Raw genomic sequence first — 22,198 nt, 5'->3', positions numbered from 1 at the left:
GACCCCGCGTCAGCGGGTGCGACGGGGCCGGTCCGGTCGACCGCCGGGTCGCCGCGGGAGGTGCTGGCGCGGGTGCGCGGGAGGCCGCATCCTCGTCCTGGCCGGTGGGGCGCGTCACTGCTACCGTCGGCGACCGACCGAACGATCGTTCGACTGCGGAGAGCCCGCAGTGTGTCCCCGAGGTGGGTCGATGACGACGCTGGACACCCTCCACGACCTGGCGCCGGCGGCGGACGCGGGCAACGCCACGCGCACCGTCGGGGCGCCGATGCGCCGTGCGCTCGCGACCGCGCGTGACCGCACGGCGGTGGTCTGCGGGGAGCACACCGCGACGTACGCCGAGCTGGGCGACCGGATCGCGCGCCTCGGCACGGTCCTCACGCGCCTCGGCCTCGTGCCGGGCGACCGCGTCGGGGTGCTCGGGGCCAACTGTCACCGCTACCTCGAGCTCTACCTCGGCCTGCCGAGCCACGGCCTGGTGATCGTTCCGCTCAACGTCCGGCACACCGCCGCCGAGCGGACCTACGCGCTGCGCGACGCCGGCGCCACGGTGCTCTTCGCCGACCGGCCCCTCGACGGCCTCGACCCGGACCTGCGCGTCGTCGACACGACCACGGAGTACGAGACGCTGCTCGCGAGCGCCGAGCCCGTCGCCCCGCTGCGCGAGCCCGCCGAGCACGACCTCGCCGGCATCTTCTACACCGGCGGCACCACCGGCGCGGCCAAGGGCGTCATGCTCACCCACGGCAACCTCGTGGCCAACGCCTTCCACTTCATGGCCTGCTGGCCGTTCACGCCCGACACCCGGTGGCTCGTCGTCGCGCCGATGTTCCACGCGGCGGGCACGATCGGGGCGCTGTCGACGATCTGGGCGGGCGGCGCCCAGGTGATGTGCCCGGCGTTCACCGCCGACGGCGTGCTCGACCTCGTCGAGCGCCAGGGCGTCACCGCGACGCTCGTCGTCCCGACGATGATGGACGCGCTCGCCGCCGAGCAGACCGCGCGCCCGCGGGACGTCTCGTCGCTGCGCTGGCTCTCGCACGGCTCGTCGCCGGCGGCGGTCGAGCTGCTGCGCCGCACGCACGCGACCTTCCCCGACGCCGAGATGCTGCACATCTACGGGCTGACCGAGACCTCGCCGATCGTCACGCTTCTGCCCGGCGAGCAGCACCTGCTCGACGCCCCGCAGGCGCGCTCGTGCGGGCGGGCCGCGGTCGGCGTCGAGGTGCTCGTCGTCGACCCCACCGACCGCACGCCGCTGCCTCCGGGCCTGGTCGGCGAGGTGCTCATCCGCGGTGCCAACGTGACCGCGGGCTACTGGAACAAGCCCGCCGAGACCGCGGCCGTCCTGCGCGACGGCTGGTTCGCGTCGGGGGATCTGGGCCTGCTCGACGACGGCGGGCACCTGTTCCTCGTCGACCGCGCCAAGGACATGATCGTCTCGGGCGGCGAGAACGTGTACAGCGCCGAGGTCGAGAACGCGCTGTTCGCCCACCCGTCGGTCGTCGAGGTCGCCGTCTTCGGCGTGCCGCACGAGCGCTTCGGCGAGGCGGTGCACGCGGTGGTCGTGCTGCGCTCGCTGCCCGAGGACCCGGACGCCTTCGCCGCGGAGCTCGTCGCCCACTGCCGCGAGACGATCGCCGGCTACAAGGTGCCGCGCAGCATCGAGACCCGCGTCGAACCGCTGCCGAAGTCGGGCGCCGGGAAGATCCTCAAGCGCGAGCTGCGCGCGGTGTTCTGGAGCGAGCGCGAGTCGCAGCTGACGTAGCGATCCCTCAGGCGCCGAGCTGCTGCATCAGGCCCGCGACGTCCATGAGGATCCGGCTCTCGACCATGAGGCCGTCGCGGAACCGGTCCATCGTCCAGGCCTCGACCGAGACCTGGCGTCCGGTGGCGGGGACGCCGAAGAAGTCGCCGGAATGCGTGCCCGACCAGATCGACCACGTCGCCACCCGGTCGCCTTCCGCGACCATCTCCTGAGGACGCCACTGCAGATCGGGGAAAGCGTCGAACAGGGCACTCAGGAATTGTCGGAGCCCGTCGCGGCCGGGTCCCTGTCCGGGCGGCGGATTCTGTTCGATGAAGTCCTCGGCGACCAGTTCGGGCAGAACGTCCAGGTCGTGCCCGGTGAGCACTTCGTCGGCGAAGCGCCGAGCGGCGGCCCTGTTGGTGTCGACTTCGGAGTCCATGCGTTCAGGATGGCCCCGGAACGCATCTCCGGGAACGAGCATCGTGCCGCCCGGTGCTGACCACGGAGGTGCGTCCGCAGCACTCGTTCTCGCGACGATGCGCTGCCCTCGTGCGCACGAACTTCCCCCGCGATGCCGGAACGCCGCGCTGGACGATGATCAGGAGCGCGTCGTCCACGGGCGGGGCGATCGAAACGGTGGATGAGGTGCCCGTGATCTCCGTGCCGGGGTACCCCACGACGTCGCCGGACACGGAGGTCACGCATGTTCAAGGTCGTGGGCGCCATCAAGCGCCGCGAGGGGATGTCGTTCGACGAGTTCAAAACCTGGTGGTTCGACGTGCACGTGCCGCGCGTGAAGAAGTGGCCGGGGCTCACGCGGTACCACATCAACATCGCCGTCTCCGAGGACGAGGAGTTCGACGGCGTCGCCGAGATCTGGTTCTCCTCCGAGGAGGCGGCGCGCAACGTCTTCAGCACGCCCGAGGGGCGCGCGGCCCGGGACGCGCTCGCCGACGACGTCGCCCGTGCCGTGGTGTTCGTCGCCGAGGAGCACGTGATCGTCGGTGACGGGCCGCTCACTTCCCGATGAAGGTCGGCTTCTCCTTCGCGAGGAAGGCCTCGACGGCGTTGCGGTGGTCCTGGGTCTTCGCCAGGCGGGACTGTGCGGCGCCCTCGTGCTCGAGCACGCTCGGTAGCGACGACACCGTGCCCAGCGCGATCGCGGTCTTGATCTCGGCGTAGGCCGCGGTCGGCCCCGACGCGAGGCGGCGGGCCAGGGCAAGCGCTTTGTCGTCGAGCTCCTCGCCGCCCACGACCTCACGGACGACACCCCAGTCGCGCGCCTGCTCGGCGGTGAAGGTGTCGCCGAGCATGAGCAGGTCGGTGGCCCGGGACGCGCCGACGGCGTGGGCGAGGGTCGCGGAGAGGCCCGAGTCGCCGCCGAACCCGATGCCCGCGAAGGCTGTCGCGAACCGGACGCCGGCGGCGGCCAGGCGGAGATCGCAGGCGAGCGCGAAGCCGAGGCCGGCGCCGACGCACGTGCCGCCGACCGCCGCGATCGCGGGCTTGGGCATCGTCGCGAGCGCCGAGGTGATGCGGTTGTAGTGCTCGGGCACGGTCCGCATGGCGTCCGGGTCGCCGGAGCGCAGCGTCTCGGCGTGCTCGCCGAGGTCCTGCCCGACGCAGAAGGCCGAGCCGGCGGCGGCGAGGACGACGGCGCGGACGCTCTCGTCGCGGGCGACGTCCTCGAGCGCGTCGCGCAGCGCGACCTTCAGCTCGGTGGTCAGCGCGTTGCGGCGATCCGGGCGGTTCATCCGCACGACCGCCACGGCCGCCTGGTCGTCACGGGTCACCACGACGGCGTCGCTCGTCATCGAACGCACTCCTCTCCTGCGCCGGCCGGTCCGGGCGCGGGGATCATGCTGCCTTCCCCGGGGTCCGCGCGACCAGGGTGACCACCGGTGGCCGATAGGGCTCCATCACCGGGGTCACGGCGTCGACGGCCGCCCGGCGCAGCGCGGCCTGCTCGTCCGCGCCCAGTCCCGCCAGCCAGGATGCGACGTGGGCCTGGCCGAGCCGGTAGTCGACGAGGTCCTCGGCGCGCTCGACGCCGACGTCGGCGGCGTGCTCGGTGACGTCGAGGACGTCGAGCCCGGCCGCGCGGGCGGCCGCGGTCATCGCGGACACCTCGCCGAGCTGCGGGGACTGGACCGTCGTCAGGTGCGCGTACCAGCCCGGCGGCGAGAAGCCCGCGTCGGCGACGACGACGTCGATCCGGTCGCGGACGGCTCGGTGCCCGCTCGTCGCGGCGGCGACGGTCGCGAGCACGGCCCCGCCGGGGCGGACGACGCGGGCGAGCTCGGCGAGCGCGGCGGTCGGGTCGTCGACGTGGTTGAGCACGAAGGCGGCGACGGCGTCGTCGACCGCTCCGTCCCGCAGCGGCAGGGCCTCCAGCGCGCCGGCGACACCCGGCGGCCGCGCCGCGGCGTCCCAGGCGAGCATCGCGGGCGAGCGGTCCACGGCCACCGGGCGGGCGCCGGCGGCGCGCAACGCCGACGAGGCGAGGCCCGTGCCGGCCCCGACGTCGAGCACCCAGCGGTCGGCCAGCGCGTGCGGCGCGGCGGCCACGAGCTGCGTCGCCAGCGGCCCGTACACCCGCGCGGCGCCCGTCGCCCAGCCCCGCGCGGCGTCGGCGTAGCGGTCCTCGTCGTCCATGATCGACGGAAGAATACGGACGCTCAGTGTCTGTGACGGCACTTCGCTGACAACTCCCCGGACCTCACGGTTCCCTCAGAGACGCCACAGAGCTGCGTCACGGCGAGTCGCCAGTCTGGGCGCAGCGAGGCGGTCGCCCCCGATCGGCCGCCCGGATCCTCGGAGAGGAGATCGTGTCGATGGACTTCCGCCGTGTGCCGGTTCTCGCCGGATCGGTCCTGGCCGGGCTGCTCGTCCTCGGTGGCTGCGCGGGCGCGCCCGAGGCGTCCCCCCAGCCCGCCGCCGCCCCCGCCGCCTCGGCGCCGGCCGGCGGGAGCCAGACGCCGTGCACGACCCGGCTGCGCCCCGGCGGCGGGGGCGGCTCGACGATGGCGCTGACCCCCGAGGTGCGGGCCGAGATCGAGCGCCTGCGCCAGCAGCCGCCCGGCGAGGCCGCCGCCGCGCCGGACCCGGCCCTCGCGTCGCGTCTCGCCGAGGTCAGCCGGCGGGTCGAGAGCGCCGGCCGCCCCTGCTCCGACCGCTGAGCCCTCCGGCGCCCTGGCACGATCCGCGACCATGAACGAGCCGTCCGCGGAGCTGCTGGTCGTCGACGACGACGCCGACGTGCGCGGGTCGCTCGAGCGCGGCCTGCGGCTCTCCGGGTTCGCGGTCCGCTCCGCCGAGGACGGGCCCGGCGCGCTGCGCGCGGTGCACGAGCGGGTGCCCGACGCGGTCGTCCTCGACCTCGGGCTGCCCGGCATGGACGGGGTGGCGGTCGTGACCGCGCTGCGGGCGATGGACCACGACGTGCCGGTGTGCGTGCTGTCCGCGCGCGACACGGTCGACGACCGTGTCGTCGGGCTCGAGGCCGGCGCGGACGACTACATGGTCAAGCCGTTCGCGTTGCCCGAGCTGGTGGCCCGCCTGCGGGCGCTGCTGCGCCGTGGCGCGCGACCGGCGCCGGCCGCGGAGCCCGCGCTCGGCGAGGTGATCACGGTCGGGCCGCTGCGCATCGACCTCGCGCGGCGCCTCACCACGGTCGGCGAGCGCTCCGTCGACCTCACCAAGCGCGAGTACGAGCTGCTCGTGGTGCTCGCCCGCAACGCCGAGGTCGTGCTCACCCGCGAGCGCCTGCTCGAGCTGGTCTGGGGCTACGACTTCGCGACCGACACCAACGTCGTCGACGTCTTCGCCGGCTACCTGCGCCGCAAGCTGGAGGCGGGCGGCACGCCGCGGCTGGTGCACACGGTGCGCGGGGTCGGGTTCGTGCTGCGGGAGGGCGGGTGAGCGGGCCGGGTCGACGACCCCGCTGGTCGCTGTCCCTGCGACTGCGCGTCGCCCTCGCGTCGGGGCTCGCGACGGTCGTCGTCGTCGCCCTCGTCGGGATCCTCGCGTCGGTGCTGCTGACCCGCGAGCAGACCGAACGGCTCGACCGCAGCCTGGTGCCCGGCTCGCCGGCGGTGCTCGGCTCGTTCGCCTCCACGCGCGCCGACCTCGCGGTGACGCTGCGGGCGCCCGACGGCACGGTCCGGCGGGTCAGCGGGCCCGAGCTGCCGCTCTCGCCGGTCGGTGTCCCGACCTCGGTGGACGTCGGTGGCGTCGCGTACCGGATCCGCACGGCGCCGGGTCCGGCGCCCGGCGTGCTGGTCACGGTCGGGGCGACCGAGGACGACACCCGCGCGCGGGTCGCCGAGCGGCAGCGTCTGGTGACGGGGCTGGGGATCGTCGCGGTGCTGCTGGCCGCGGGGCTGGGCTGGGTGTTCGCCGGCCGCGCGGTGCGTCCGATGCGCCGCCTCACCGAGCAGGCCGCCACCCTCGACCGCGACCCGGTGGACGACCCGCCGGTCGTGCGCGCTGACGGCTCGCGGGAGTCCGAGGAGCTCGCCGACGCCCTCACCGGCATGCTCGCCCGCCTGCACGCCGAGCAGGAGCGCAGCACGGCGTCGCTGCACGCCGCCCGCGACTTCGCGGCCGCCGCGCGCCACGAGCTGCGGACACCGTTGACCGCGATGCGCACCGACCTCGAGGTCCTGGCCGCCCACCCGGACCTGCCCGAGCGCGACGCGGTGCTCGCGGACGTGCTGCGCGCCCAGGGACGGGTGGAGGCGACGCTCACGGCCCTCGGGCACCTGGCCGCCGGGGACCTCCCGGACACCGCCGACGCCGGGGACGTCGGCGTCGCCGACCTGCTGCGGCTGGCCGCCGAGGACGCCCGGCGGGCCCATCCGACGCTCGAGGTCGCCGTGGACGCGCCGGCCGGGGAGGTGGCGGAGTCGGTGCGGGGCTCGTCCGAGGGCCTGCGGATGGCGCTGGCGAACGCCGTGGTCAACGCGGTGCGCCACGGCCGGGCGACCACGGTCCGGCTGGGTGCGCACGCCGGGCCCGACGGCGGCGTGGTGCTGACCGTCGACGACGACGGGACGGGGCTGCCCGCCGCCGAGCGGGAGGCGGTGCTGGGGCGCTTCGTGCGCGGCAGTACCGCGGGCGCGCCGGGCTCGGGGCTCGGGCTCGCGCTGGTGGCCCAGCAGGCTGCGCGGCACGGGGGCCGGGTGCACCTGGAGGACGCGTCGGGCGGGGGACTGCGCGTCAGCCTGGCCCTCGGTCCGGATCGAGCTGGGTGACCAGCCGCAGGTCCCACGCCTCCGGCCACGACGTCGACCGACGGACACGCTCGTAGATCCACGCCGTGAACCCCTCGGCGACGAGGGCGCGCGCGAGCTCGACCAGCGGCGCGAGGTCGTCGGACTCGTGCTGCTCGTGGTCGTTGCGGGCGGGGGCGTGCAGGGGCCCACGGAACCGCCGGGCGTCGAGGCGGTAGCGGCGCGGGCCGCCGGGTCGTCGTCCGGAGATGTCGCCGATGTCGCTCATGGCGTCGAGTGTAGCGACGTCGGCGACAGGAACGACAGTCACGTCATCGGAGAACCTGGCGCCACGGACGTCGGGATCGTCGTTCGGGCGACAGCGGCGACATAGGGTGGTCGGCATGCCGCCGTCCGATCTGGTCTCGACGCCCGAGGCCGCCAAGGCGCTGGGCGTCAGCTCGCGCACGCTCCAGCGCTACGTCAAGGGAGGTCTCGTGACGCCGGAGATCACGCTGCCCTCCGGGCAGTACCGCTGGAACGTGGCCAAGCTGCGCCGTCAGATCGGCATCGCCGAGGACGCCTGAGCCTCCCGGCGGGCGTTGCCCGGGTCGATGTCCGAGCGGATGACGAGCGACAGCCCGGCCACCACGAGGTACATCAGGCAGTACGCGACCGCGACACCGCCGCCGCCGGTGAGCGGGTAGAGCGCGGTGACCGTGAGCGGCCCGAGCAGCGCGGCGCCGCCGGCGCCGGTGTTGAGGACGGCCAGCGCCGCGCCCTTGTCCTTGGGCGCGACCATCGACGGCATCAGCGCGGACAGCGGCACGAAACCGGCCAGCACGACGCCGTAGACGGCGCCGAGGATCGCCGTGAGCAGGAAGCTCTGCGACGCGATCGCCCCGAAGTACCAGAGCGGTGTGGCGACGGCGCAGCCCAGGCAGCCGAAGACGGTGACGGTGCGCCGCCAGCCGAAGTGGTCGCCGAAGACCCCGAAGAACAGGTTCGCGCCGATGTTCGCGGCGTAGGCGACGGTGGACAGCACGGCCACCTGCGCCGTGGTCAGGAAGCCGCCGCCGGGCGTCTCGGGCCCGAACACGAACGGGAACATCGCGAAGAAGCCGTACTGCGGGGCGGTGTTGACCAGCCGGACGAAGAACCCGGCGATCGTGCGGCGGTCACGCCAGAGGATGTCGACGCCCTCGAGCAGCCGGCGGGCGCTGCGGGGGCGGGTGACCGTCGCGTCGGCGATCGGCCGCAGCCCGTGCGGCTCGGTGACGGCGAACGAGCCGATCGCGGCGCCGATCGCGACCAGCACCAGCGAGATCACGAGCGTCCCGTACTCGCTGATGCCGAGCGGGCCGACGCAGATCGCGGCCAGCGCCGCACCGAGGGTCGGCAGGCCACCGGTGAAGGCGAACCAGAACCACCCTGCGGCCGAGCCGCGCTGGTGCGGCGGCGCGACGACCTGGACCCAGACGAGGAACGCGAAGGCGAACAGCGGGTACGCCAGCCCGCGCACGGCGTAGGTGACGATGATCAGCGGGGCGATCCCGGACGGCACCGCGACGAACAGGAAGAGCAGCTCGAGCACGATCCAGATCGCGGCCCCGAGCCACATGACGCGGCGCGGCCCCCAGATCGCCGAGAGCGTGCCGGAGAACCAGGACGCGATCAGCGCGGCGACGCCGTAGAGCGTGACCGTCGCGAACGACGCCTGGCTGCCCGACAGCCCGCCGCCGTCCGGTTCGGCGAGGAACGCGGACAGGAAGCTCGTCTCCACGCCGTCGCCGATCATGAAGATCAGGACGCCGACGAACCCCCAGCGCAGCGGGTACGGGATGCCCCAGCGGTCGATCCGGTGGGCCGACCCGGCCGGACCGGCGGTGCTCTCGCTCATGTCGCCCTCCACGGGGTGTGCGGTGACCCACACTTACCAACCGTGATGTTAAGATAACAACCCCATGACGGGAATCAGCGGGGCGCGACCGTCACCGTGACGTGCTCGCGGAGCTCGAGCAGGAGATCCGCCCCGACGCCGTCGTCGATCACGAGGGCGTCGAAGCCGGCCAGCGGACGCACCTGGTGCAGGGCGCGGCGGGGGGCCTTGCCGGAGTCCATGAGCAGCACCGCGCGGGCCGCGGCGTCGAGCATGGCCCGCTTGACCAGCACCACGTCCTGCTCCTGGTGGTAGGTCATCGCCTCCGTCATCGCCGAGGTCGACACGAAGGCGGTGTCGACCGACATCGCGCCGATGGCCTCGGTGCAGGCGATGCCGCCGAAGGAGTCGTGGGCCCGCGAGTAGTCGCCGCCGAGGGCGATCAGACGGACCTCGGGGATCTCCTTGAGCAGCTCCAGGGCCGGCAGGTAGTTCGTCACGACCGTCAGCGGGCCGACCTCGTGCAGGTGCTCCACCAGCGCCAACGCCGTCGTCGAGTCGTCGATCATGATCGACGACCCCGGCTCGACCATCGGCAGCGCGGCGCGGGCGACCGCCTCCTTCTCGGCACGGCGCAACGTCCGCCGGTACTCGGAGTGCGACTCGAACACCGAGGTCGGCTGCGCCGAGACCCCGCCGCGGTACTTGCGCACCAGGCCGCGCCGCACCAGCTCGTCCACGTCCCGGTGGACCGTCATGAGGCTGACCCCGGTCAGCTCCACCAGCTCCGCCGCGCTGGCCGACCCGGCCGCGAGGACGTGGTCGACGATGCGCTGCTGACGGGCGGTGCGGGCGTGCACCGCCCGGGCCGGCGGTCGGGCGCTCACCGGCCCAGCATCGCCGACGGCGGCCGTGTCGGGAGCGCCGGACCGGTCGCGCGACCCTTCCGTGATCACATTTCCGATGTTAACTTCACATCGGACTACCGCCCAAGAGAGTGGAGGGGCCCGTGCTGCTGGAGAAGGAGCGCGCCGAGCTGGTGGAGTACTGCCACCGGATGCAGGCCGACGAGCTGACCGTGGGGACGTCGGGCAACCTCAGCGTCCGGCGCGGCGACCACGTCGCGATCACACCGAGCGGCGCGGCCTACGAGGACCTGACGCCGGAGTCGATCTGTGTGATCAGCGTGGACGGGGACCACGTGGAGGGCTCGCTGGAGCCCTCGTCGGAGGTCCCGATGCACACGGCGGTCTACCAGCGCACCGACGCGGCCGCCGTCGTCCACACCCACCCGCTCTACGCGAGCACCGTGTCCGTGCTGGTCGACGAGCTCCCGCCGGTGCACTACATGATCGCCCTGCTGGGCGGCCGGGTGCGGGTGGCGCCGTACGCCACCTACGGCAGCACCGAGCTCGCCGAGAACAGCGTCACGGCGATGGAGGGACGCTTCGGCGCGCTGCTGCAGAACCACGGCGCGACGACCTACGGCGAGAGCCTCGCGAAGGCCTACACGCGCAGCGTCTACCTGGAGTGGGTCTGCCGGATGTACCACCAGGCCAGCCTGCTCGGCGAGCCCCACCTGCTGGGCGACGAGGAGATCGCGCGCGTCGCGGCGAAGCTGGACAGCTACGGCCAGACGGTCACCTCGCCCTGACGGCCCGGAGGAGGACGCCATGCATGTGCTGTGCGCGGGAGACGAGTTCATCACCCCCGACCTGTTCGTCGAGGCGCTCCGCCCGGAGCTCCCCGACGACACGACCTTCACCACCCACGCGACCCGCTGGCCGACCGAGCCCTGGTACGCCACCGACGAGATCGCCGAGGCCTCCGGTGACGAGGACGAGATCGCCGAGGCGCTCCACGGCGCCGACGTGCTCGTCACGCACCTCGCCCCCGTGACCCACCGGACCCTGGAGGGCGCGGACCGTCTGCGGCTGGTCGCGACGCCGCGCGGCGGTCCGACCAACATCGACCTCGAGGCCGCGACGAAGCGCGACGTGGCCGTCGTGAACCTGCCGGGCCGCAACGCGCTGGCCGTCGCCGAGTTCACCGTCGGGGTCCTCATCGCCGGCCGCCGCAACATCGCGGTCAGCCACGCGCGGATGCGCGGCGGCGACTGGACCGGCGACCTCTACCGGTACGACGCGGCCGGCCCGGAGCTCGCCGGCAGCACGGTCGGTCTCGTCGGGCTCGGGCAGGTCGGCACGCGGGTCGCCGACCTGCTGCGCGCGTTCGGCGTCCACCTGCTCGCCGCCGACCCCTACGTCGACCCGGACGTGGCGAGCGAGCGCGGCGTCGAGCTGGTCGGGCTGGACGAGCTCGTGCGGCGCAGCGACGTCGTCAGCCTGCACGCGCGGCTCTCCGCCGAGACCCGCGGGATGATCGACGCCGAGATCCTCGGGCGGATGCGGCCGGGCGCCTACCTGGTCAACACGGCGCGCGGCGAGCTGCTCGTCGAGGACGCGCTGGCCGACGCGCTGCGCTCCGGGCACCTGTCCGGGGCCGCGCTCGACGTCTACGTCACCGAGCCGCCCGCCCCGGACCACCCGCTGCTGAGCCTGCCGCAGGTCCTCACCGTCTCGCACCTGGCCGGGGCCTCGACGAACGTCGCGCACCGTGCCGCCCGTCGGATGGCGGCCGAGGTGGCGCGCTTCACCGCGGGGCGGCCGCTCCAGCACTGCCTCAACCCGGAGGTCCTGAGGGGGTCGCCGTGATCGTCGGGGTGGACGTCGGCACGTCGATGACCAAGGCCGACGCGTACGACGAGCAGGGGAACAAGCTCGCCTCCGCCGAGCGCGCCTCGCGCCTGGAGCAGTACCCGGACGGTCGGGTCGAGCAGGACCTCGAGGAGATCGTGGCCTCCGTCGCCGACGTCGTGCGCCGGGTGGTCGCCGGGGCGGGGGACCGGGAGGTGCGGGCGCTCGCGCTCACCGGCCAGGGCGACGGGATGTGGCTGCGCGACGCCGACGGCGCCGCGGTGCGCCCGCCGATCTCGTGGCTCGACGACCGCGCGGGCGACGTCGTCCGCGGCTGGCAGGACGACGGGACGCTCGCCGAGGTCTACCGGCGCACCGGGGCGGGCCTGTTCCCGGGCTGCCACGCCCCGCTGCTGGTCGCGCTCGGCCGCGACGAGCCGGAGTCGCTCGAGCGCGCCGCCGTCGCCGGCTACTGCGTCGACGCCCTGGTGCAGCGGCTCTGCGGCGAGATCACGGTCGACGCGTCCGACGCCTCCCTGCCCTTCCTCGACGTCGTCTCACGGCGCTACGACGACGCCGCCATCGCGGCCTGCGGCGACACGGCGTACCGCGGCCTCCTCGCCGACCCGGCCCCGCCCGGCGCCCTCTTCGCCCTCGACCGGCGCGGCGCCGAGATCGTCGGGCTGCCCGAGGGCACCCCTGTCACCGGCGGGCCGTTCGACCTGCCCGCCTGCGCGGTCGGGGCCGGGCTCTCCACGCCCGGCGACGGTCTGGTGATCATCGGGACGACGCTGGCCTGCGAGGTCTTCACCGACCGGGTCGCTCCCGACGACCCCGACGACGCCGACGGTCCCGAGCCGGCGGGGATGTGGCTGTGCACCCCGGACGAGGGGATGTGGCTGCGCGCCATGCCGGCGATGGTGGGCACGGCCGGCCTCGACTGGCTGCTCGACTTCCTCGGCGTCGGCATCGAGGCCCTGCCCGCGCTGCTCGAGGGCACCCGCCCGGGCGCGGGGGGCGTCTCGGCGCTGCCGTTCCTGGCGTCCTCGGGAGAGCGCGCGCCGTTCGTCGACACACGGGCCCGGGGCCAGATCGAGGGCGTCACCCTCTCCACGCACCGCGGTGACGTGGTCCGCGCCGTGTGCGAGGGCATCGCCTACACCGCCAAGCACTGCTTCGAGCGCGCGGCGTCCTCGGTCGACCGGGCGGGGACGCTGGTGGCCTGCGGCGGCGGTTCGCAGTCCGGGCCGTGGGCGCAGATCTTCGCCGACGTCCTCGAACGGCCGCTCGTGGTGCCCGACGACCCGGGCCTGGGGACCCGGGGCGCGGCGATGACCGCGGCCCGGGCGCTCGGTGACGACGTCGACCCGGCCGCGTGGGCCGCGCCGTCGCGGACCGTCGAGCCCTCCGCGGACGCGCACACCTGCTACGCCGACGGCTACCTGCGCTACCGCGCCCACGTCGACACCGCCCGCGGGTTCTGGGCGCGCCAGGCCCAGGGCTTCCGTCGCGGGCACTCGCCCGCCTGAGCCGGACCTCGGTGTCGGTCCACCGGCGTAGCGTCCCGGAGGAGATCACGAGGGGGAGGCGCCATGGCCGACCGCGACGAGGTCCCGTCGGGGCCGTTCGACACCGAGCCGTTCCACCTGGGGCGCCGGCTCGCCCACGACGCCGCGGGCGACGAGGTGGTGCGTCGCAGCGAGCGCTGGCTCGTCGACGTGCTCGACGACGCCGGCGTCGCGCTCGGCGCGGCCGACCGGGAGATCGCCGGGCTGGTCGCCGGCGAGGGCTGGTCGGTGGCCCAGGTGGTCGGGGGATGGGTGCGCCGCGCCGGGCCCGCGCCGGCCCGCGAGCTGGTGGCGCCCGGGGTGACCCGGCTCAGCTCCTGATGAGCGGGAGCACGGCGGCCAGCCCGCGGTCGCCGTCGCGCTGCTCGCTGGGGAGCACGAACGCGCGCAGCCCCGCGGCCGCGGCGCCCCCGTCGCGCCGGGGGTTGTCGCCCACCATCAGCGTCCGTCGCGGCGCGACGCCGAGGCGCGCGCAGGCGGTGGCGAACAGCGCCGGGTCGGGCTTCTCCGCGCCCTCCTCGCAGGAGAGCACCCAGGTGCCGACCAGGTCGGCGAGCCCGGCGGCGCGGGCGTGCCCGCGGATGTCCCAGCCGATGTCGCTGACCACCCCGACCGGGACGCCGTGCTCCGCGAGTGCGCGCAGGAACGGCCCGGTGTCGGCGTAGGGCACCCACGAGTCCTCGGCGACGACGCGGGCGTGTGCGGCGTCCTCGATGCCGGCGAGGAAGGGCACGCGCGCGAACCACGTGAGCATCGCCCGCCGGTGGGCGTCGGCGTCGAGGTCGCGGCCCTCCTGCGCCGCGGCGACCTCCGGTTCCGCGGCGGTGTCGTCCAGCGCGGCGAGCACCGCGCCGGGGTCGTCGAGCGCGCGTCCCGTGTCCGCGGCCACCCGGCGCAGCCACTCGTCGGTCCCGATCATGCGGAACAGCGTGTTGCTGAAGTCGCAGAGCACCGCCTCGACCGGCGGCACGGGCTCGGCCTGCTCGGCGTCGGTGAGCCGGTAGGCCGCGGGGAGGTCGAACAGCGCGCGCACCGCGCCATGATCGCGCAGTCCGCACGTGAGCGATTTTCCCGGCTATAGCCGGGAAGATCGCTCACATAGCGGTCAGGCCTGGGCGCTCGGCGCGTCCGCGGACTCGTCCTCGGGGGTCGTGCCGTCCGCGTGCTCGGCGCGCTCGGCGAGCTCGCGGCGGGCGCTGCGCACCGCGACGACGACCGCCGCGACCCAGGCGACGGCCAGCACGATCAGCACCGGCGTGAGGATCGACGAGGGCACGTCGAAGCCCTTGAGCAGCGTCCGGGTGTTCGTCACGACGATGAGGCCGCCGGCCGCCGTGCCGAGCACGCGGGCGGGCAGCAGCCGCACGAGGTAGGCCGCGAACGGCGCGGCGATCATGCCGCCGATCATCAGGGCCAGGACGACGAGGTAGTCGATGCCCTCCTGCGAGAGCGTGAACAGGAAGCCGATGCTCGCGGCGAGGGCGACGACGAACTCCGAGGTGTCGACCGAGCCGACGACCTTGCGGGGCTCGAGCCGCCCGGAGGCCAGGAGGCTCGAGGTGGCCACCGGGCCCCAGCCGCCCCCGCCCGACGCGTCGAGGAACCCGGCGACCAGCCCGAGCGGGCCCAGGAACTTCCCGCCGGGCCGCGGCCCGGACACGACGCGGCGGGCGACCGCCCGCGAGCTGAAGCGCAGCAGGACGTAGAGGCCGAGGAGCAGCAGGATGCCGGCCATGTAGGGCTCGGCGTCCTCGGTCATGTTGACCAGCACGTAGGCGCCGAGGACGGCGCCGATCGCGCCGGGCACGGCGAGGATGCCGACGACCCGCCAGTCGACGTTGCCGAACCGCCAGTGCGAGGCCCCGGAGACCAGCGTGGTGCCGACCTCCGCGAGGTGCACCGACGCGGACGCGACGGCCGGCGCCGTGCCCGCCGCGAGCAGGACCGACGTCGAGGTGACGCCGTAGGCCATGCCGAGCGAGCCGTCGACGAGCTGGGCGATCAGGCCGGCGAGGGCGAAGAGCAGGAACGCGCGCAAGGAGGGTCCTCGGGGCAGGGGCGAGCCCGCGCGCCCGTGCTCCGGGGCAGCAGCGCACGACCCGGCCGGGAACGGACCCGCGACCGGATGTGTGGCGAACGGTCAGCGGCGGGGCGGCAGACACCCGGCCGACGTGACACGGAGCAGGTCGACGTGCGCGCGGCGCACCAGGACCACTCCCGTGTCGGACACCTCCCGATCGTCACACGTCTCGGGGGCTCGCGACAGCGATCGTCCTCACGGCTGTGACCGCGATCACGACGACCTGCTCCGGGAGGTCAGCCGGGCAGCCCCGGCCGGGCCGGCGGGACCGGCTGCGCGGGCTGGGCCGGCTGCGCGGGCTGGGTCGGCTGGGCGGGCTGGCCCGGGACGGTCTGCACCGTCGCTCCCGGGGCGACCTGGACCGTGGCCCCAGGCTGCACCTGCACGACGATGCCTCCACCACCGCCGCCGCCCCCACCGCCCGCCGCCGGTCCGCGCTCACCGCGCGGCCCGCGCTCGCCGGGCGCGCCGGGGCCGTCCGGCCCACCCCGTCCGCCGGGGCCGCCGTGCGGACCGCGGCCGTCGGCGACCATCCCCGGCGCGCGGTCGCGGCCGTCGTGCGCGACGAGCCGGCCCGCGGGCGTCGTCGCGAACAGCAGGCCCGCGAGCAGCAGACCGACGACGAGGCCGACGACACCGGAGACGACGACCGCGGTCCGCCGGGTCCACGTCGACGGTCGCGAGCGCGCGCGGGTCCGCTGCCATCGGGTGGGCGGACCCTCCGGACTCGCGGTCGTCCCCGCGGCGTCGGTCGGTCGCGTCGGCGGCTCCTCGTCCGGGGTGCTGCCGGGAGTGCTGCCGGGGGGCGGCGTCTCGCTCATGGGTCCTCGTCTCCGTGTCTCGCGGCTGTCGCGCTCGGGGTGCGTCGACGCCGACAGTGCGCAGCACGGCTGAACCGGACCTGAAGCGCGGGCACGCCGGGCGGGTCTTCAGGTCGCGTTCAGGCAGGGCAGGTCAGGATCCGGGTGTGGGGAGCTGGGGAACGGCGGCGCGCGTGCTCGTCGTCGAGGACGAGGCGGCCATCCGCGAGTCGGTTGTCGACGCGCTCGACGACGCCGGCTTCCGCGCGGTCGGGCGCGCGGACGGCGAGGGTCTGGAGGACCTCCTCGACGGGTTCCGCCCCGACCTCGTCGTCCTCGACGTCATGCTGCCGGGCCGCGACGGCTTCGCGCTGCTCGGCGTCGTCCGCGGGCGCAGCGACGCCGGCCTCGTGCTGCTCACCGCCCGCGACGCGCTCGCCGACCGGCTGCACGGCCTGGACGGCGGCGCCGACGACTACGTCGTCAAGCCGTTCCTGCTCGCCGAGCTCGTCTCGCGGGTGCGCGCGGTGCTGCGCCGCCGCGGCCGGGTGCCGTCCGCGATGACGGTCGGCGACCTCGTCGTCGACGACGAGGCGGGCACCGCGACGCGCGCGGGCGCGGTCCTCGACCTCACCGCCACCGAGCTGCGCCTGCTGCGCTACCTCGTCGAGCAGCGGGGGCGCACGGTCACGAAGAACCAGATCCTCACGCAGGTGTGGGGCTACGACGCGTACGACCCGAACCTGGTCGAGGTCCACGTCTCGGCGCTGCGGCGCAAGCTCGAGGCGCACGGGCCGCGGATCGTGCACACCGTCCGCGGGCTGGGCTACGCGCTGCGCCCGGCTCCCGAGGAGGCGCCGTGACGTCGGCCGTCGACGCCGCCCGGCGCTGGAGCGCCTCGCGCTCCCTGCGCCTGCGCGTCACCGCGCTCGTGCTGCTGGTCGTCGCGGTCGCCCTCGTCGTCATCGGGGTGGCCGTCGACCTGTCCCTGTCCGCCCAGCTGCGCCGCGACCAGCAGAGCCGCCTCGACGACCGCGCCGCCCGGGCCGAGCTCCTGGTCGAGGGTGGCTCGACGGGGACGGCGCTCGTGGACGCCGCCGAGGGCCAGGGCATCCGGGCCGTGCTGGTCGACGCGACGGGGCGACGGATCGCGGGGTCGACGGACGGACCACCGGGCCCCCCGGGCGCCTCGGGACAGGGGCCGGGACAGGGACCGGGCCAGGGACCCCGGCGCGGCGTCCCCGACCGGCTCGACCGCGACCTCGTCCGCGTCGTCGCGGTCCCCGACGGCACGCGGCTGGTGCTGGCGGGCGAGCCGGGGGAGGACGACGCCGTCCTTGCGCGGCTGCGGGTGATCATGGTCGGTGTCGGGGCGATCGGGCTGGCGGTCGTGGCCGTCGCGCTCCTCGGCGGGGTGCGGGTCGCGCTGCGGCCCCTCGACGACATGACGGTGCTCGCGCGCGACATCGCGGCCGGCGAGCGCGGTCGGCGTCTGCGTCCCGAGCGCACCGACACCGAGCTCGGGCGCACCGCGGCCGCGTTCGACGCGATGCTCGACGCGCTCGAGACCGCGCAGGGCCGTGCCGAGGACGCCGCGCGCCAGGCGCAGCTCTCCGAGGCGCGGACGCGGCGCTTCCTCTCCGACGCCGCGCACGAGCTCCGGACGCCGGTGGCCGGCGTGCAGACGCTCGCCGAGTCGCTCGTGCGCCACCCCGACGCCGACCTCGAGCGCCGCGAGCGCCTCGCCACGACGCTGGTGCGCGAGACGCGCCGGGCCGGGACGCTCGTCGCCGACATGCTGGAGCTCGCCCGCATCGAGGACGGCGCCCCGTTGGAGCGGCGCGAGGTCGACCTCACCGACCTCGCCGCGGCGGAGGCCGAGCGCATCGCCCTGCTCGCCCCCGGGATGACGGTCACGGTGGACGGCGGGCCGGTCCGGGTCGACGCCGACCCGGGACGGATCACCCAGGTCCTGGCCAACCTGCTCGAGAACGCCCGGCGGCACGGGCCGGCGGACGGCACGGTGCGGATCGAGATCTCGGCCGACGAGCGCACGGCGGGGCTCGACGTGGCCGACGAGGGCCCCGGCATCCCCGCCGAGGACCGCGAGCGCGTCTTCGACCGGCTGGTGCGTCTCGACGACGCCCGGTCCCGCGACGCCGGTGGCGCCGGGCTGGGCCTGCCTGTCGCCCGGGCACTGGCCCGCGCCCACGGCGGCGACCTGCGGGTCGTCGACGCCTCGGCGGGCGCCCGCCTGCGGCTGACGCTCCCGCGCGCCTGACGATCAGGTCGCGACCACGAGGGCGGTCGCGTTGTCCGTGGTCCCGGCCGCGGTGGCGAGGGCGACGACCCGGTCCACACGGGCCTGCGCCGAGCCGCCCGCGGCGAGCGCGGCGGCCAGCGAGGGGGCGGACACGCTGCGGTGGACGCCGTCGCTGACCAGCAGCAGGACCCCGGGGCCGGAGACCACCGCGGTGCCCACTTCCTGCGGGCCCACCGTGCGGGCGCTGGTGACGAGCACGTGGTCGAACCGCGGGTGGACGGTGAGGCCCCGCGCGCGCAACCGGGCGGCGATGGTCTGGTCGGCGGTGAGGGTCCGGAGCGTGCGGCCGTCCCACGACAGCGCCCGGCAGTCGCCGACCCAGGCGAGACGCCAGCGCGCGTCGCCGTCGCCGGGGGCGAGCGCCACGACCGCGGCGGCGTCGCCGGGCACGAGGTCCTGCGTGCTCTCCAGCAGGTCGTGCGTGGCGAGCACCGCCGTGTCGGGCCGTCCCTCCAGGGCGGCGACCCGCACGGTGTGGTCCGCGACCAGCCGCGCGGCGAAGGCGGCGGCCTCCGAGTCACCGACGCCGTCGGCCACCGCCACCGCCAGCCGGCCCGTGGCGCCGCGGTACTCGGCGGCCGCGTCGGCCTGGTGGCGTCGCGGGCCGCGGAGCGAGGCGCGGCCCACGGGCGCGGCGTCCGCCGGAGCCTCCCGCGGCGACGGGACGAACGGCATGCTGACGGCGACGCTCACGGGTGGGCCTCCTCGTCCGTGGGGCGACGCCGTGTCCCGGCGTCACGACCAGGGTCGGCACCCCGCCTGGGAAGGGCCTGTGCGGCGGATGAGCCCACGAGGTGTGTCTGGCGAATCCCTGAGATCGCTCTGATGGGCTAGTGAAGGCCCTTGTCGGTAGCTCTCCGTGTTCTATGCTCTCGGGTACCCCCGGCGGCGTGGCGATCGCCGGAGCTCACCGTCCGACCCGTCCCGCCGAGGAGTTTCCCCATGTCGCAGCAGGCTCCGCCGCCCCCGTACGGCTACCCCCACCCGCCGGTGCCGCAGGGTCCGGCGGGTCTGCCCTCCGGGCCGCCACCTCCCGCTCCGGGATATGGTGGTTACGCTCCGCCACCACCGCGCAAGAGCCAGGTCGGCAAGATCGTCGCGATCGTCGTCGGGGCCGTCGCCGTGCTCTTCGTCGGGCTGCTGGTGCTCGGCGCGCTGGCCGGCCCGCGCCAGGTGAGCACGCAGCAGATCGAGCAGCAGATCACCGAGCAGTACCAGCAGCAGTACGGCTACGACGCGAGCCAGGTGCGCTGCCCGTCCTCGCTCGACGCCGAGGTCGGCGCGACCACGACCTGCTCCGGCCCGATCGACGGCACTCCGACCACCCTGCTGGTGAAGGTCACCAGCGTCCAGGACGGCACGGTGAACTTCGACATCACGCCGCAGTAGGCCCACCGGTCGTTCCGTGGTCACATGACCCGATGACACCGCCGTCCCCGTCGCGCGCGTGAACGCGGCGGGGACGGCGCTCGTCGTCGCCGCCCCGGTCCTGCTCGGCGCGCTGGCCCAGCGGGCCACCGGGCTCGGGCTCGCCCTGGTCGGGGCCCCGTTCCTCGTCGCGATCCTGGGACCGCGCGACGGTGTCACCTTCGGCAACGCGCTGCAGGTGCTGCTCTGCGCGGTGGTCCTCGCCCGCACCGCCCGCGGGGTCGACCTGCGGGCCGCGGGCATGCTCCTGCTCGGCGCGGTGGTCGCGGTGCCGTTCGGCGCGGTCGTCGTCGACGTGCTGCCCGAGGGTCCGCTGCTGGTGGTGGTCGGGCTCCTGGCGGTGGCGGCCGTGGGGCTGTCGCTGGCGCCGCGCCTGGGCGGCTGGATGCACGGCACCCCCGGCGCCCTGGCCGCCGGGGCGATCGCCGGCTTCGTCAACGTCACCGCGGGCGTCGGCGGGCCGATGATCTCCGCCTACGCGCTGGTCCGGCAGTGGAGCATGGCGGTCCTGGTGCCGACCGCGCAGGTCGTGCTCCTGGGCATCAACCTCGTCGCCCTCGCGAGCAAGGGTCTGCCGCGCCTCGACGGCGCGGTCTGGATCGCCGGGGTCGCGGCGCTCGCGCTCGGCGTGGCCCTCGGGGACGTGGTGCAGCGACACCTCGACCCGCAGACGGCCCGGCGCGCCGTGGCGGTGCTCGCCCTCGCGGGTGGTCTCGCCACCGTCGTGCGTGGCGTCCTGACCAGCTGAGACGTCGACGGGAGGAGCGTCGGGCCCGGCGCAGGCGGTGGACAGGTCCCGCGACCTCCGGGACAGTGACGGGAGCCACCCGCAGCTTCACTCCCTCGAGGCCAGGCGGAACCCCTCGAGGAAGAGGTGGCTCGAGATGGCGCTCCGTCAGAGCAGCCGGACCGATCCCGACATCCCGGCGCAGCCGTCGCACGCCCGCGGCGGCCCGGATCCGGACGACGATCTCGCCGGCGTGCTGACCGTCGCCCCGACCCGGCCTCGTCGCGGGGTCGTCCTGGTCCGGGTCCTCGGCGAGATCGACATGCTCACCGTCCCGCGGCTGCGCGACGTCCTCCACCGCGCCGTGCAGACGGCGGCCGACGACCGCGACCTCGGCAGGGACGCCACGACGGTCGACGAGGACCCGTCGGTCGTGTGCGACCTCGACGGCGTCACGTTCCTCGGCGCCTCCGGGACCGACGTCATCGCGTCGACGCAACGGGCGTGCGCCGCGCGCCGGGTCCACCTGGTGTGCGTCGCGAGCCACCGCACGGTGGTGCGTCCGCTCCGGCTCACCGCGCTGGACCGCCGGGTGACGCTCACCGACACCCATCCCGCCCTCGGCCGCAGGGGCGAGATCCGGTGACCGCGGTCAGCCCGCGCCCGGCCGCCGGGTCGTCCCGCCCGTCGGAGGGACCCCCGGAGCTGGGCGCCGCGATCCGGGCGGCGCTCGACCACCTCGCGGATCTCGCGAACCCGCCCGAGGCCGTGCGCGACGGCCGCCTCGACCGGATGCTGCGGGCGTCCCTCGACGCCCAGCTCGCCGCGACCGCCCCCACCGCCCGCCGGGTGATGGAGGACGTCGCCGCGGCGGTCCGCACGGCCTGCGCCCACCTGGCGGCGACCGAGCTCGAGGACGCCTACCTGGCGCTGCGCGCCGCCGTCGACCGGCTCCCGCGCCGTCCCTCCGCCTGAGCCGGTCCCTGCCAGCAGCCGGTCCCTACCAGCGGAAGCCCTCACCGGCCCCCTGGCGCACCAGCACGGGCTCGTCGCCCGAGAGGTCGACGACGGTCGTGGGCTCGGTGCCGCACTCGCCGGAGTCGAGCACGGCGTCGACCTGGTGGGAGAGCCGGTCGTAGATCTCCGGCCCGGACGTCAGCGGCTCCTCGGTCCCCGGCAGGAGCAGGGTCGAGGACAGCAGCGGCTCCCCGAGCTCCGCGAGCAGGGCCTCCGCGACCGGGTGCTCCGGGATGCGGACCCCGACGGTGCGCTTGCGCGGGTGCAGCAGGCGCCGCGGCACCTCCTTGGTCGCGGGGAGGATGAACGTGTAGCAGCCCGGCGTCGCCGCCTTCACCGAGCGGAAGACGGGCGTGGAGACCCGCACGAACTGGCCGAGCTGGGCGAAGTCCCGGCACACGAGCGTGAAGTGGTGTCGCTCGTCGAGCCGGCGGATCGTGCGGATCCGGTCGAGCCCTTCGCGGTTGCCGACCGCGCAGCCCAGGGCGAAGCAGGAGTCGGTGGGATAGGCGATCAGCCCGCCGTCGCGCAGGAGGTCGACGGTCGCGAGCACCGCGCGACGCTGGGGATTGCGGGGATGGAGCTCGACGTAGCGTGCGGTCCCCGTCGTCGCGGCCATCGCGGAAGCCTAGGAGTGCGACGCACACCACGGAACGCCCCGAGCTCGGATCCGCGTGATTGGGGAAGGCCGGGCCGGGGCACCTGATGCTGTGCTGT

The 22,198-nt window shown here is 75.3% G+C and carries 27 protein-coding genes; 16 read left to right on the top strand and 11 right to left on the bottom strand.

Going from position 1 to position 22,198, the window contains the following annotated elements; translation table 11 throughout:
- Positions 1 to 190: 190 nt before the first annotated feature.
- Positions 191 to 1,768, top strand: a complete 1,578-nt coding sequence (locus tag QSK03_RS12680; RefSeq protein WP_285652324.1) for a class I adenylate-forming enzyme family protein — start codon at positions 191 to 193, stop codon at positions 1,766 to 1,768.
- Between the two features lie 7 nt (positions 1,769 to 1,775).
- Here the strand turns inward: QSK03_RS12680 and QSK03_RS12675 are convergent, their stop codons facing one another.
- Positions 1,776 to 2,189 carry an ester cyclase gene (locus QSK03_RS12675; RefSeq protein ID WP_285652321.1) on the bottom strand — a complete coding sequence of 138 codons (414 nt, stop codon included), beginning with the start codon at positions 2,187 to 2,189 and terminating at the stop codon, positions 1,776 to 1,778.
- A gap of 264 nt (positions 2,190 to 2,453) precedes the next feature.
- Here QSK03_RS12675 and QSK03_RS12670 point away from each other — a divergent pair, with 264 nt between their 5' ends.
- On the top strand, positions 2,454 to 2,780 hold the full coding sequence (locus tag QSK03_RS12670; protein ID WP_285652318.1) for an EthD family reductase: 327 nt from the start codon (positions 2,454 to 2,456) through the stop codon (positions 2,778 to 2,780).
- Here the strand turns inward: QSK03_RS12670 and QSK03_RS12665 are convergent.
- Entirely contained in the window at positions 2,767 to 3,564 is a 798-nt protein-coding gene (locus QSK03_RS12665; RefSeq protein WP_285652315.1) for an enoyl-CoA hydratase/isomerase family protein, read from the bottom strand. The genes QSK03_RS12670 and QSK03_RS12665 overlap by 14 nt on opposite strands.
- 43 nt (positions 3,565 to 3,607) lie before the next feature.
- Positions 3,608 to 4,405, bottom strand: a complete 798-nt coding sequence (locus QSK03_RS12660; RefSeq protein WP_285652313.1) for a class I SAM-dependent methyltransferase — start codon at positions 4,403 to 4,405, stop codon at positions 3,608 to 3,610.
- A gap of 179 nt (positions 4,406 to 4,584) precedes the next feature.
- Between QSK03_RS12660 and QSK03_RS12655 the strand changes: the two genes are divergently transcribed.
- From QSK03_RS12655 to QSK03_RS12645, 3 genes are read left to right on the top strand one after another with little or no spacing between them, the layout of a single operon-like run.
- Positions 4,585 to 4,929 carry a hypothetical protein gene (locus tag QSK03_RS12655; protein ID WP_285652310.1) on the top strand — a complete coding sequence of 115 codons (345 nt, stop codon included), beginning with the start codon at positions 4,585 to 4,587 and terminating at the stop codon, positions 4,927 to 4,929.
- A gap of 31 nt (positions 4,930 to 4,960) precedes the next feature.
- A complete protein-coding gene (locus tag QSK03_RS12650) occupies positions 4,961 to 5,671 on the top strand; it encodes a response regulator transcription factor (RefSeq protein WP_285652307.1) in 711 nt (236 codons plus the stop codon).
- Complete coding sequence (locus tag QSK03_RS12645; protein WP_285652304.1) at positions 5,668 to 7,005, top strand: sensor histidine kinase; 1,338 nt, start codon at positions 5,668 to 5,670, stop codon at positions 7,003 to 7,005. The genes QSK03_RS12650 and QSK03_RS12645 overlap by 4 nt, the downstream gene beginning before the upstream one ends.
- On the opposite strand, the gene QSK03_RS12640 is transcribed toward QSK03_RS12645, so the two are convergent.
- Positions 6,971 to 7,252 (bottom strand): hypothetical protein, encoded by a 282-nt coding sequence (locus QSK03_RS12640; protein ID WP_285652303.1) that lies wholly within the window; start codon positions 7,250 to 7,252, stop codon positions 6,971 to 6,973. The genes QSK03_RS12645 and QSK03_RS12640 overlap by 35 nt on opposite strands.
- Positions 7,253 to 7,367: 115 nt before the next feature.
- Here QSK03_RS12640 and QSK03_RS12635 point away from each other — a divergent pair, with 115 nt between their 5' ends.
- Positions 7,368 to 7,550 (top strand): MerR family DNA-binding transcriptional regulator, encoded by a 183-nt coding sequence (locus tag QSK03_RS12635; RefSeq protein WP_285652301.1) that lies wholly within the window; start codon positions 7,368 to 7,370, stop codon positions 7,548 to 7,550.
- Here QSK03_RS12635 and QSK03_RS12630 read toward each other — a convergent pair.
- Both QSK03_RS12630 and QSK03_RS12625 read right to left on the bottom strand, forming a co-directional pair.
- Positions 7,523 to 8,863, bottom strand: a complete 1,341-nt coding sequence (locus QSK03_RS12630; RefSeq protein ID WP_285652300.1) for an MFS transporter — start codon at positions 8,861 to 8,863, stop codon at positions 7,523 to 7,525. The two genes, QSK03_RS12635 and QSK03_RS12630, sit on opposite strands and share 28 nt — an antisense overlap.
- Before the next feature lie 74 nt (positions 8,864 to 8,937).
- A complete protein-coding gene (locus QSK03_RS12625; protein WP_285652299.1) occupies positions 8,938 to 9,729 on the bottom strand; it encodes a DeoR/GlpR family DNA-binding transcription regulator in 792 nt (263 codons plus the stop codon).
- Positions 9,730 to 9,851: 122 nt separating this feature from the next.
- On the opposite strand from QSK03_RS12625, the gene QSK03_RS12620 reads away from it, so the two are divergent.
- From QSK03_RS12620 to QSK03_RS12605, 4 genes are all read left to right on the top strand, one after another.
- A complete protein-coding gene (locus QSK03_RS12620; RefSeq protein WP_285652297.1) occupies positions 9,852 to 10,496 on the top strand; it encodes a class II aldolase/adducin family protein in 645 nt (214 codons plus the stop codon).
- Positions 10,497 to 10,515: 19 nt separating this feature from the next.
- Complete coding sequence (locus QSK03_RS12615) at positions 10,516 to 11,556, top strand: 2-hydroxyacid dehydrogenase (RefSeq protein ID WP_285652296.1); 1,041 nt, start codon at positions 10,516 to 10,518, stop codon at positions 11,554 to 11,556.
- Positions 11,553 to 13,067: an FGGY family carbohydrate kinase gene (locus tag QSK03_RS12610; protein WP_285652294.1), complete on the top strand. Its 1,515-nt coding sequence runs from the start codon at positions 11,553 to 11,555 to the stop codon at positions 13,065 to 13,067. Before QSK03_RS12615 ends, QSK03_RS12610 begins: the two co-directional genes overlap by 4 nt.
- Before the next feature lie 63 nt (positions 13,068 to 13,130).
- Complete coding sequence (locus QSK03_RS12605) at positions 13,131 to 13,427, top strand: hypothetical protein (RefSeq protein ID WP_285652293.1); 297 nt, start codon at positions 13,131 to 13,133, stop codon at positions 13,425 to 13,427.
- Here QSK03_RS12605 and QSK03_RS12600 read toward each other — a convergent pair.
- The 3 genes from QSK03_RS12600 to QSK03_RS12590 all read right to left on the bottom strand — a co-directional run bounded on the left by QSK03_RS12600 (position 13,417) and on the right by QSK03_RS12590 (position 16,007).
- Positions 13,417 to 14,139, bottom strand: a complete 723-nt coding sequence (locus QSK03_RS12600; RefSeq protein ID WP_285652292.1) for an HAD family hydrolase — start codon at positions 14,137 to 14,139, stop codon at positions 13,417 to 13,419. The two genes, QSK03_RS12605 and QSK03_RS12600, sit on opposite strands and share 11 nt — an antisense overlap.
- Before the next feature lie 72 nt (positions 14,140 to 14,211).
- Positions 14,212 to 15,144 carry a sulfite exporter TauE/SafE family protein gene (locus tag QSK03_RS12595; protein ID WP_285652291.1) on the bottom strand — a complete coding sequence of 311 codons (933 nt, stop codon included), beginning with the start codon at positions 15,142 to 15,144 and terminating at the stop codon, positions 14,212 to 14,214.
- Positions 15,145 to 15,422: 278 nt separating this feature from the next.
- The gene (locus QSK03_RS12590) at positions 15,423 to 16,007 is read right to left on the bottom strand and encodes a hypothetical protein (protein WP_285652288.1); all 585 of its coding nucleotides are present in this window, start codon (positions 16,005 to 16,007) and stop codon (positions 15,423 to 15,425) included.
- A 146-nt stretch (positions 16,008 to 16,153) separates the two neighbouring features.
- Here QSK03_RS12590 and QSK03_RS12585 point away from each other — a divergent pair, with 146 nt between their 5' ends.
- Positions 16,154 to 16,849 (top strand): response regulator transcription factor, encoded by a 696-nt coding sequence (locus QSK03_RS12585; protein WP_285652286.1) that lies wholly within the window; start codon positions 16,154 to 16,156, stop codon positions 16,847 to 16,849.
- Positions 16,846 to 18,267 (top strand): sensor histidine kinase, encoded by a 1,422-nt coding sequence (locus QSK03_RS12580; RefSeq protein ID WP_285652284.1) that lies wholly within the window; start codon positions 16,846 to 16,848, stop codon positions 18,265 to 18,267. The genes QSK03_RS12585 and QSK03_RS12580 overlap by 4 nt, the downstream gene beginning before the upstream one ends.
- A 3-nt stretch (positions 18,268 to 18,270) precedes the next feature.
- Here QSK03_RS12580 and QSK03_RS12575 read toward each other — a convergent pair whose 3' ends face one another.
- A complete protein-coding gene (locus QSK03_RS12575; RefSeq protein WP_285652283.1) occupies positions 18,271 to 19,002 on the bottom strand; it encodes a PP2C family protein-serine/threonine phosphatase in 732 nt (243 codons plus the stop codon).
- A gap of 249 nt (positions 19,003 to 19,251) precedes the next feature.
- Here QSK03_RS12575 and QSK03_RS12570 point away from each other — a divergent pair, with 249 nt between their 5' ends.
- The 4 genes from QSK03_RS12570 (at position 19,252) to QSK03_RS12555 (ending at position 21,439) form a co-directional block, all read left to right on the top strand.
- On the top strand, positions 19,252 to 19,698 hold the full coding sequence (locus QSK03_RS12570; protein ID WP_285652281.1) for a DUF4333 domain-containing protein: 447 nt from the start codon (positions 19,252 to 19,254) through the stop codon (positions 19,696 to 19,698).
- 58 nt (positions 19,699 to 19,756) lie between these two features.
- Positions 19,757 to 20,485 (top strand): TSUP family transporter, encoded by a 729-nt coding sequence (locus QSK03_RS12565; protein WP_285652280.1) that lies wholly within the window; start codon positions 19,757 to 19,759, stop codon positions 20,483 to 20,485.
- A gap of 136 nt (positions 20,486 to 20,621) precedes the next feature.
- Positions 20,622 to 21,110, top strand: coding sequence for an STAS domain-containing protein (locus tag QSK03_RS12560; protein ID WP_285652279.1), 489 nt, complete (start codon positions 20,622 to 20,624; stop codon positions 21,108 to 21,110).
- Positions 21,107 to 21,439, top strand: coding sequence for a hypothetical protein (locus QSK03_RS12555; RefSeq protein ID WP_285652277.1), 333 nt, complete (start codon positions 21,107 to 21,109; stop codon positions 21,437 to 21,439). Before QSK03_RS12560 ends, QSK03_RS12555 begins: the two co-directional genes overlap by 4 nt.
- A 25-nt stretch (positions 21,440 to 21,464) precedes the next feature.
- Here the strand turns inward: QSK03_RS12555 and QSK03_RS12550 are convergent, their stop codons facing one another.
- On the bottom strand, positions 21,465 to 22,100 hold the full coding sequence (locus tag QSK03_RS12550; protein ID WP_285652276.1) for an L-threonylcarbamoyladenylate synthase: 636 nt from the start codon (positions 22,098 to 22,100) through the stop codon (positions 21,465 to 21,467).
- Between the last annotated feature and the right edge of the window lie 98 nt (positions 22,101 to 22,198).

The organism is Actinomycetospora sp. NBRC 106375 (assembly GCF_030269665.1).
In the GTDB taxonomy this organism is placed as follows: domain Bacteria; phylum Actinomycetota; class Actinomycetes; order Mycobacteriales; family Pseudonocardiaceae; genus Actinomycetospora.
This window is presented reverse-complemented; position numbering and strand designations above follow the sequence as displayed.

Bases quoted from the DNA above. Each gene is read 5' to 3' on its own strand.
- QSK03_RS12680 (WP_285652324.1), top strand. From the start codon at position 191: ATGACGACGCTGGACACCCTCCACGACCTGGCGCCGGCGGCGGACGCG.
- QSK03_RS12675 (WP_285652321.1), bottom strand. From the start codon at position 2,189: ATGGACTCCGAAGTCGACACCAACAGGGCCGCCGCTCGGCGCTTCGCC.
- QSK03_RS12670 (WP_285652318.1), top strand. From the start codon at position 2,454: ATGTTCAAGGTCGTGGGCGCCATCAAGCGCCGCGAGGGGATGTCGTTC.
- QSK03_RS12665 (WP_285652315.1), bottom strand. From the start codon at position 3,564: ATGACGAGCGACGCCGTCGTGGTGACCCGTGACGACCAGGCGGCCGTG.
- QSK03_RS12660 (WP_285652313.1), bottom strand. From the start codon at position 4,405: ATGGACGACGAGGACCGCTACGCCGACGCCGCGCGGGGCTGGGCGACG.
- QSK03_RS12655 (WP_285652310.1), top strand. From the start codon at position 4,585: ATGGACTTCCGCCGTGTGCCGGTTCTCGCCGGATCGGTCCTGGCCGGG.
- QSK03_RS12650 (WP_285652307.1), top strand. From the start codon at position 4,961: ATGAACGAGCCGTCCGCGGAGCTGCTGGTCGTCGACGACGACGCCGAC.
- QSK03_RS12640 (WP_285652303.1), bottom strand. From the start codon at position 7,252: ATGAGCGACATCGGCGACATCTCCGGACGACGACCCGGCGGCCCGCGC.
- QSK03_RS12635 (WP_285652301.1), top strand. From the start codon at position 7,368: ATGCCGCCGTCCGATCTGGTCTCGACGCCCGAGGCCGCCAAGGCGCTG.
- QSK03_RS12630 (WP_285652300.1), bottom strand. From the start codon at position 8,863: ATGAGCGAGAGCACCGCCGGTCCGGCCGGGTCGGCCCACCGGATCGAC.
- QSK03_RS12615 (WP_285652296.1), top strand. From the start codon at position 10,516: ATGCATGTGCTGTGCGCGGGAGACGAGTTCATCACCCCCGACCTGTTC.
- QSK03_RS12605 (WP_285652293.1), top strand. From the start codon at position 13,131: ATGGCCGACCGCGACGAGGTCCCGTCGGGGCCGTTCGACACCGAGCCG.
- QSK03_RS12590 (WP_285652288.1), bottom strand. From the start codon at position 16,007: ATGAGCGAGACGCCGCCCCCCGGCAGCACTCCCGGCAGCACCCCGGAC.
- QSK03_RS12570 (WP_285652281.1), top strand. From the start codon at position 19,252: ATGTCGCAGCAGGCTCCGCCGCCCCCGTACGGCTACCCCCACCCGCCG.
- QSK03_RS12560 (WP_285652279.1), top strand. From the start codon at position 20,622: ATGGCGCTCCGTCAGAGCAGCCGGACCGATCCCGACATCCCGGCGCAG.
- QSK03_RS12550 (WP_285652276.1), bottom strand. From the start codon at position 22,100: ATGGCCGCGACGACGGGGACCGCACGCTACGTCGAGCTCCATCCCCGC.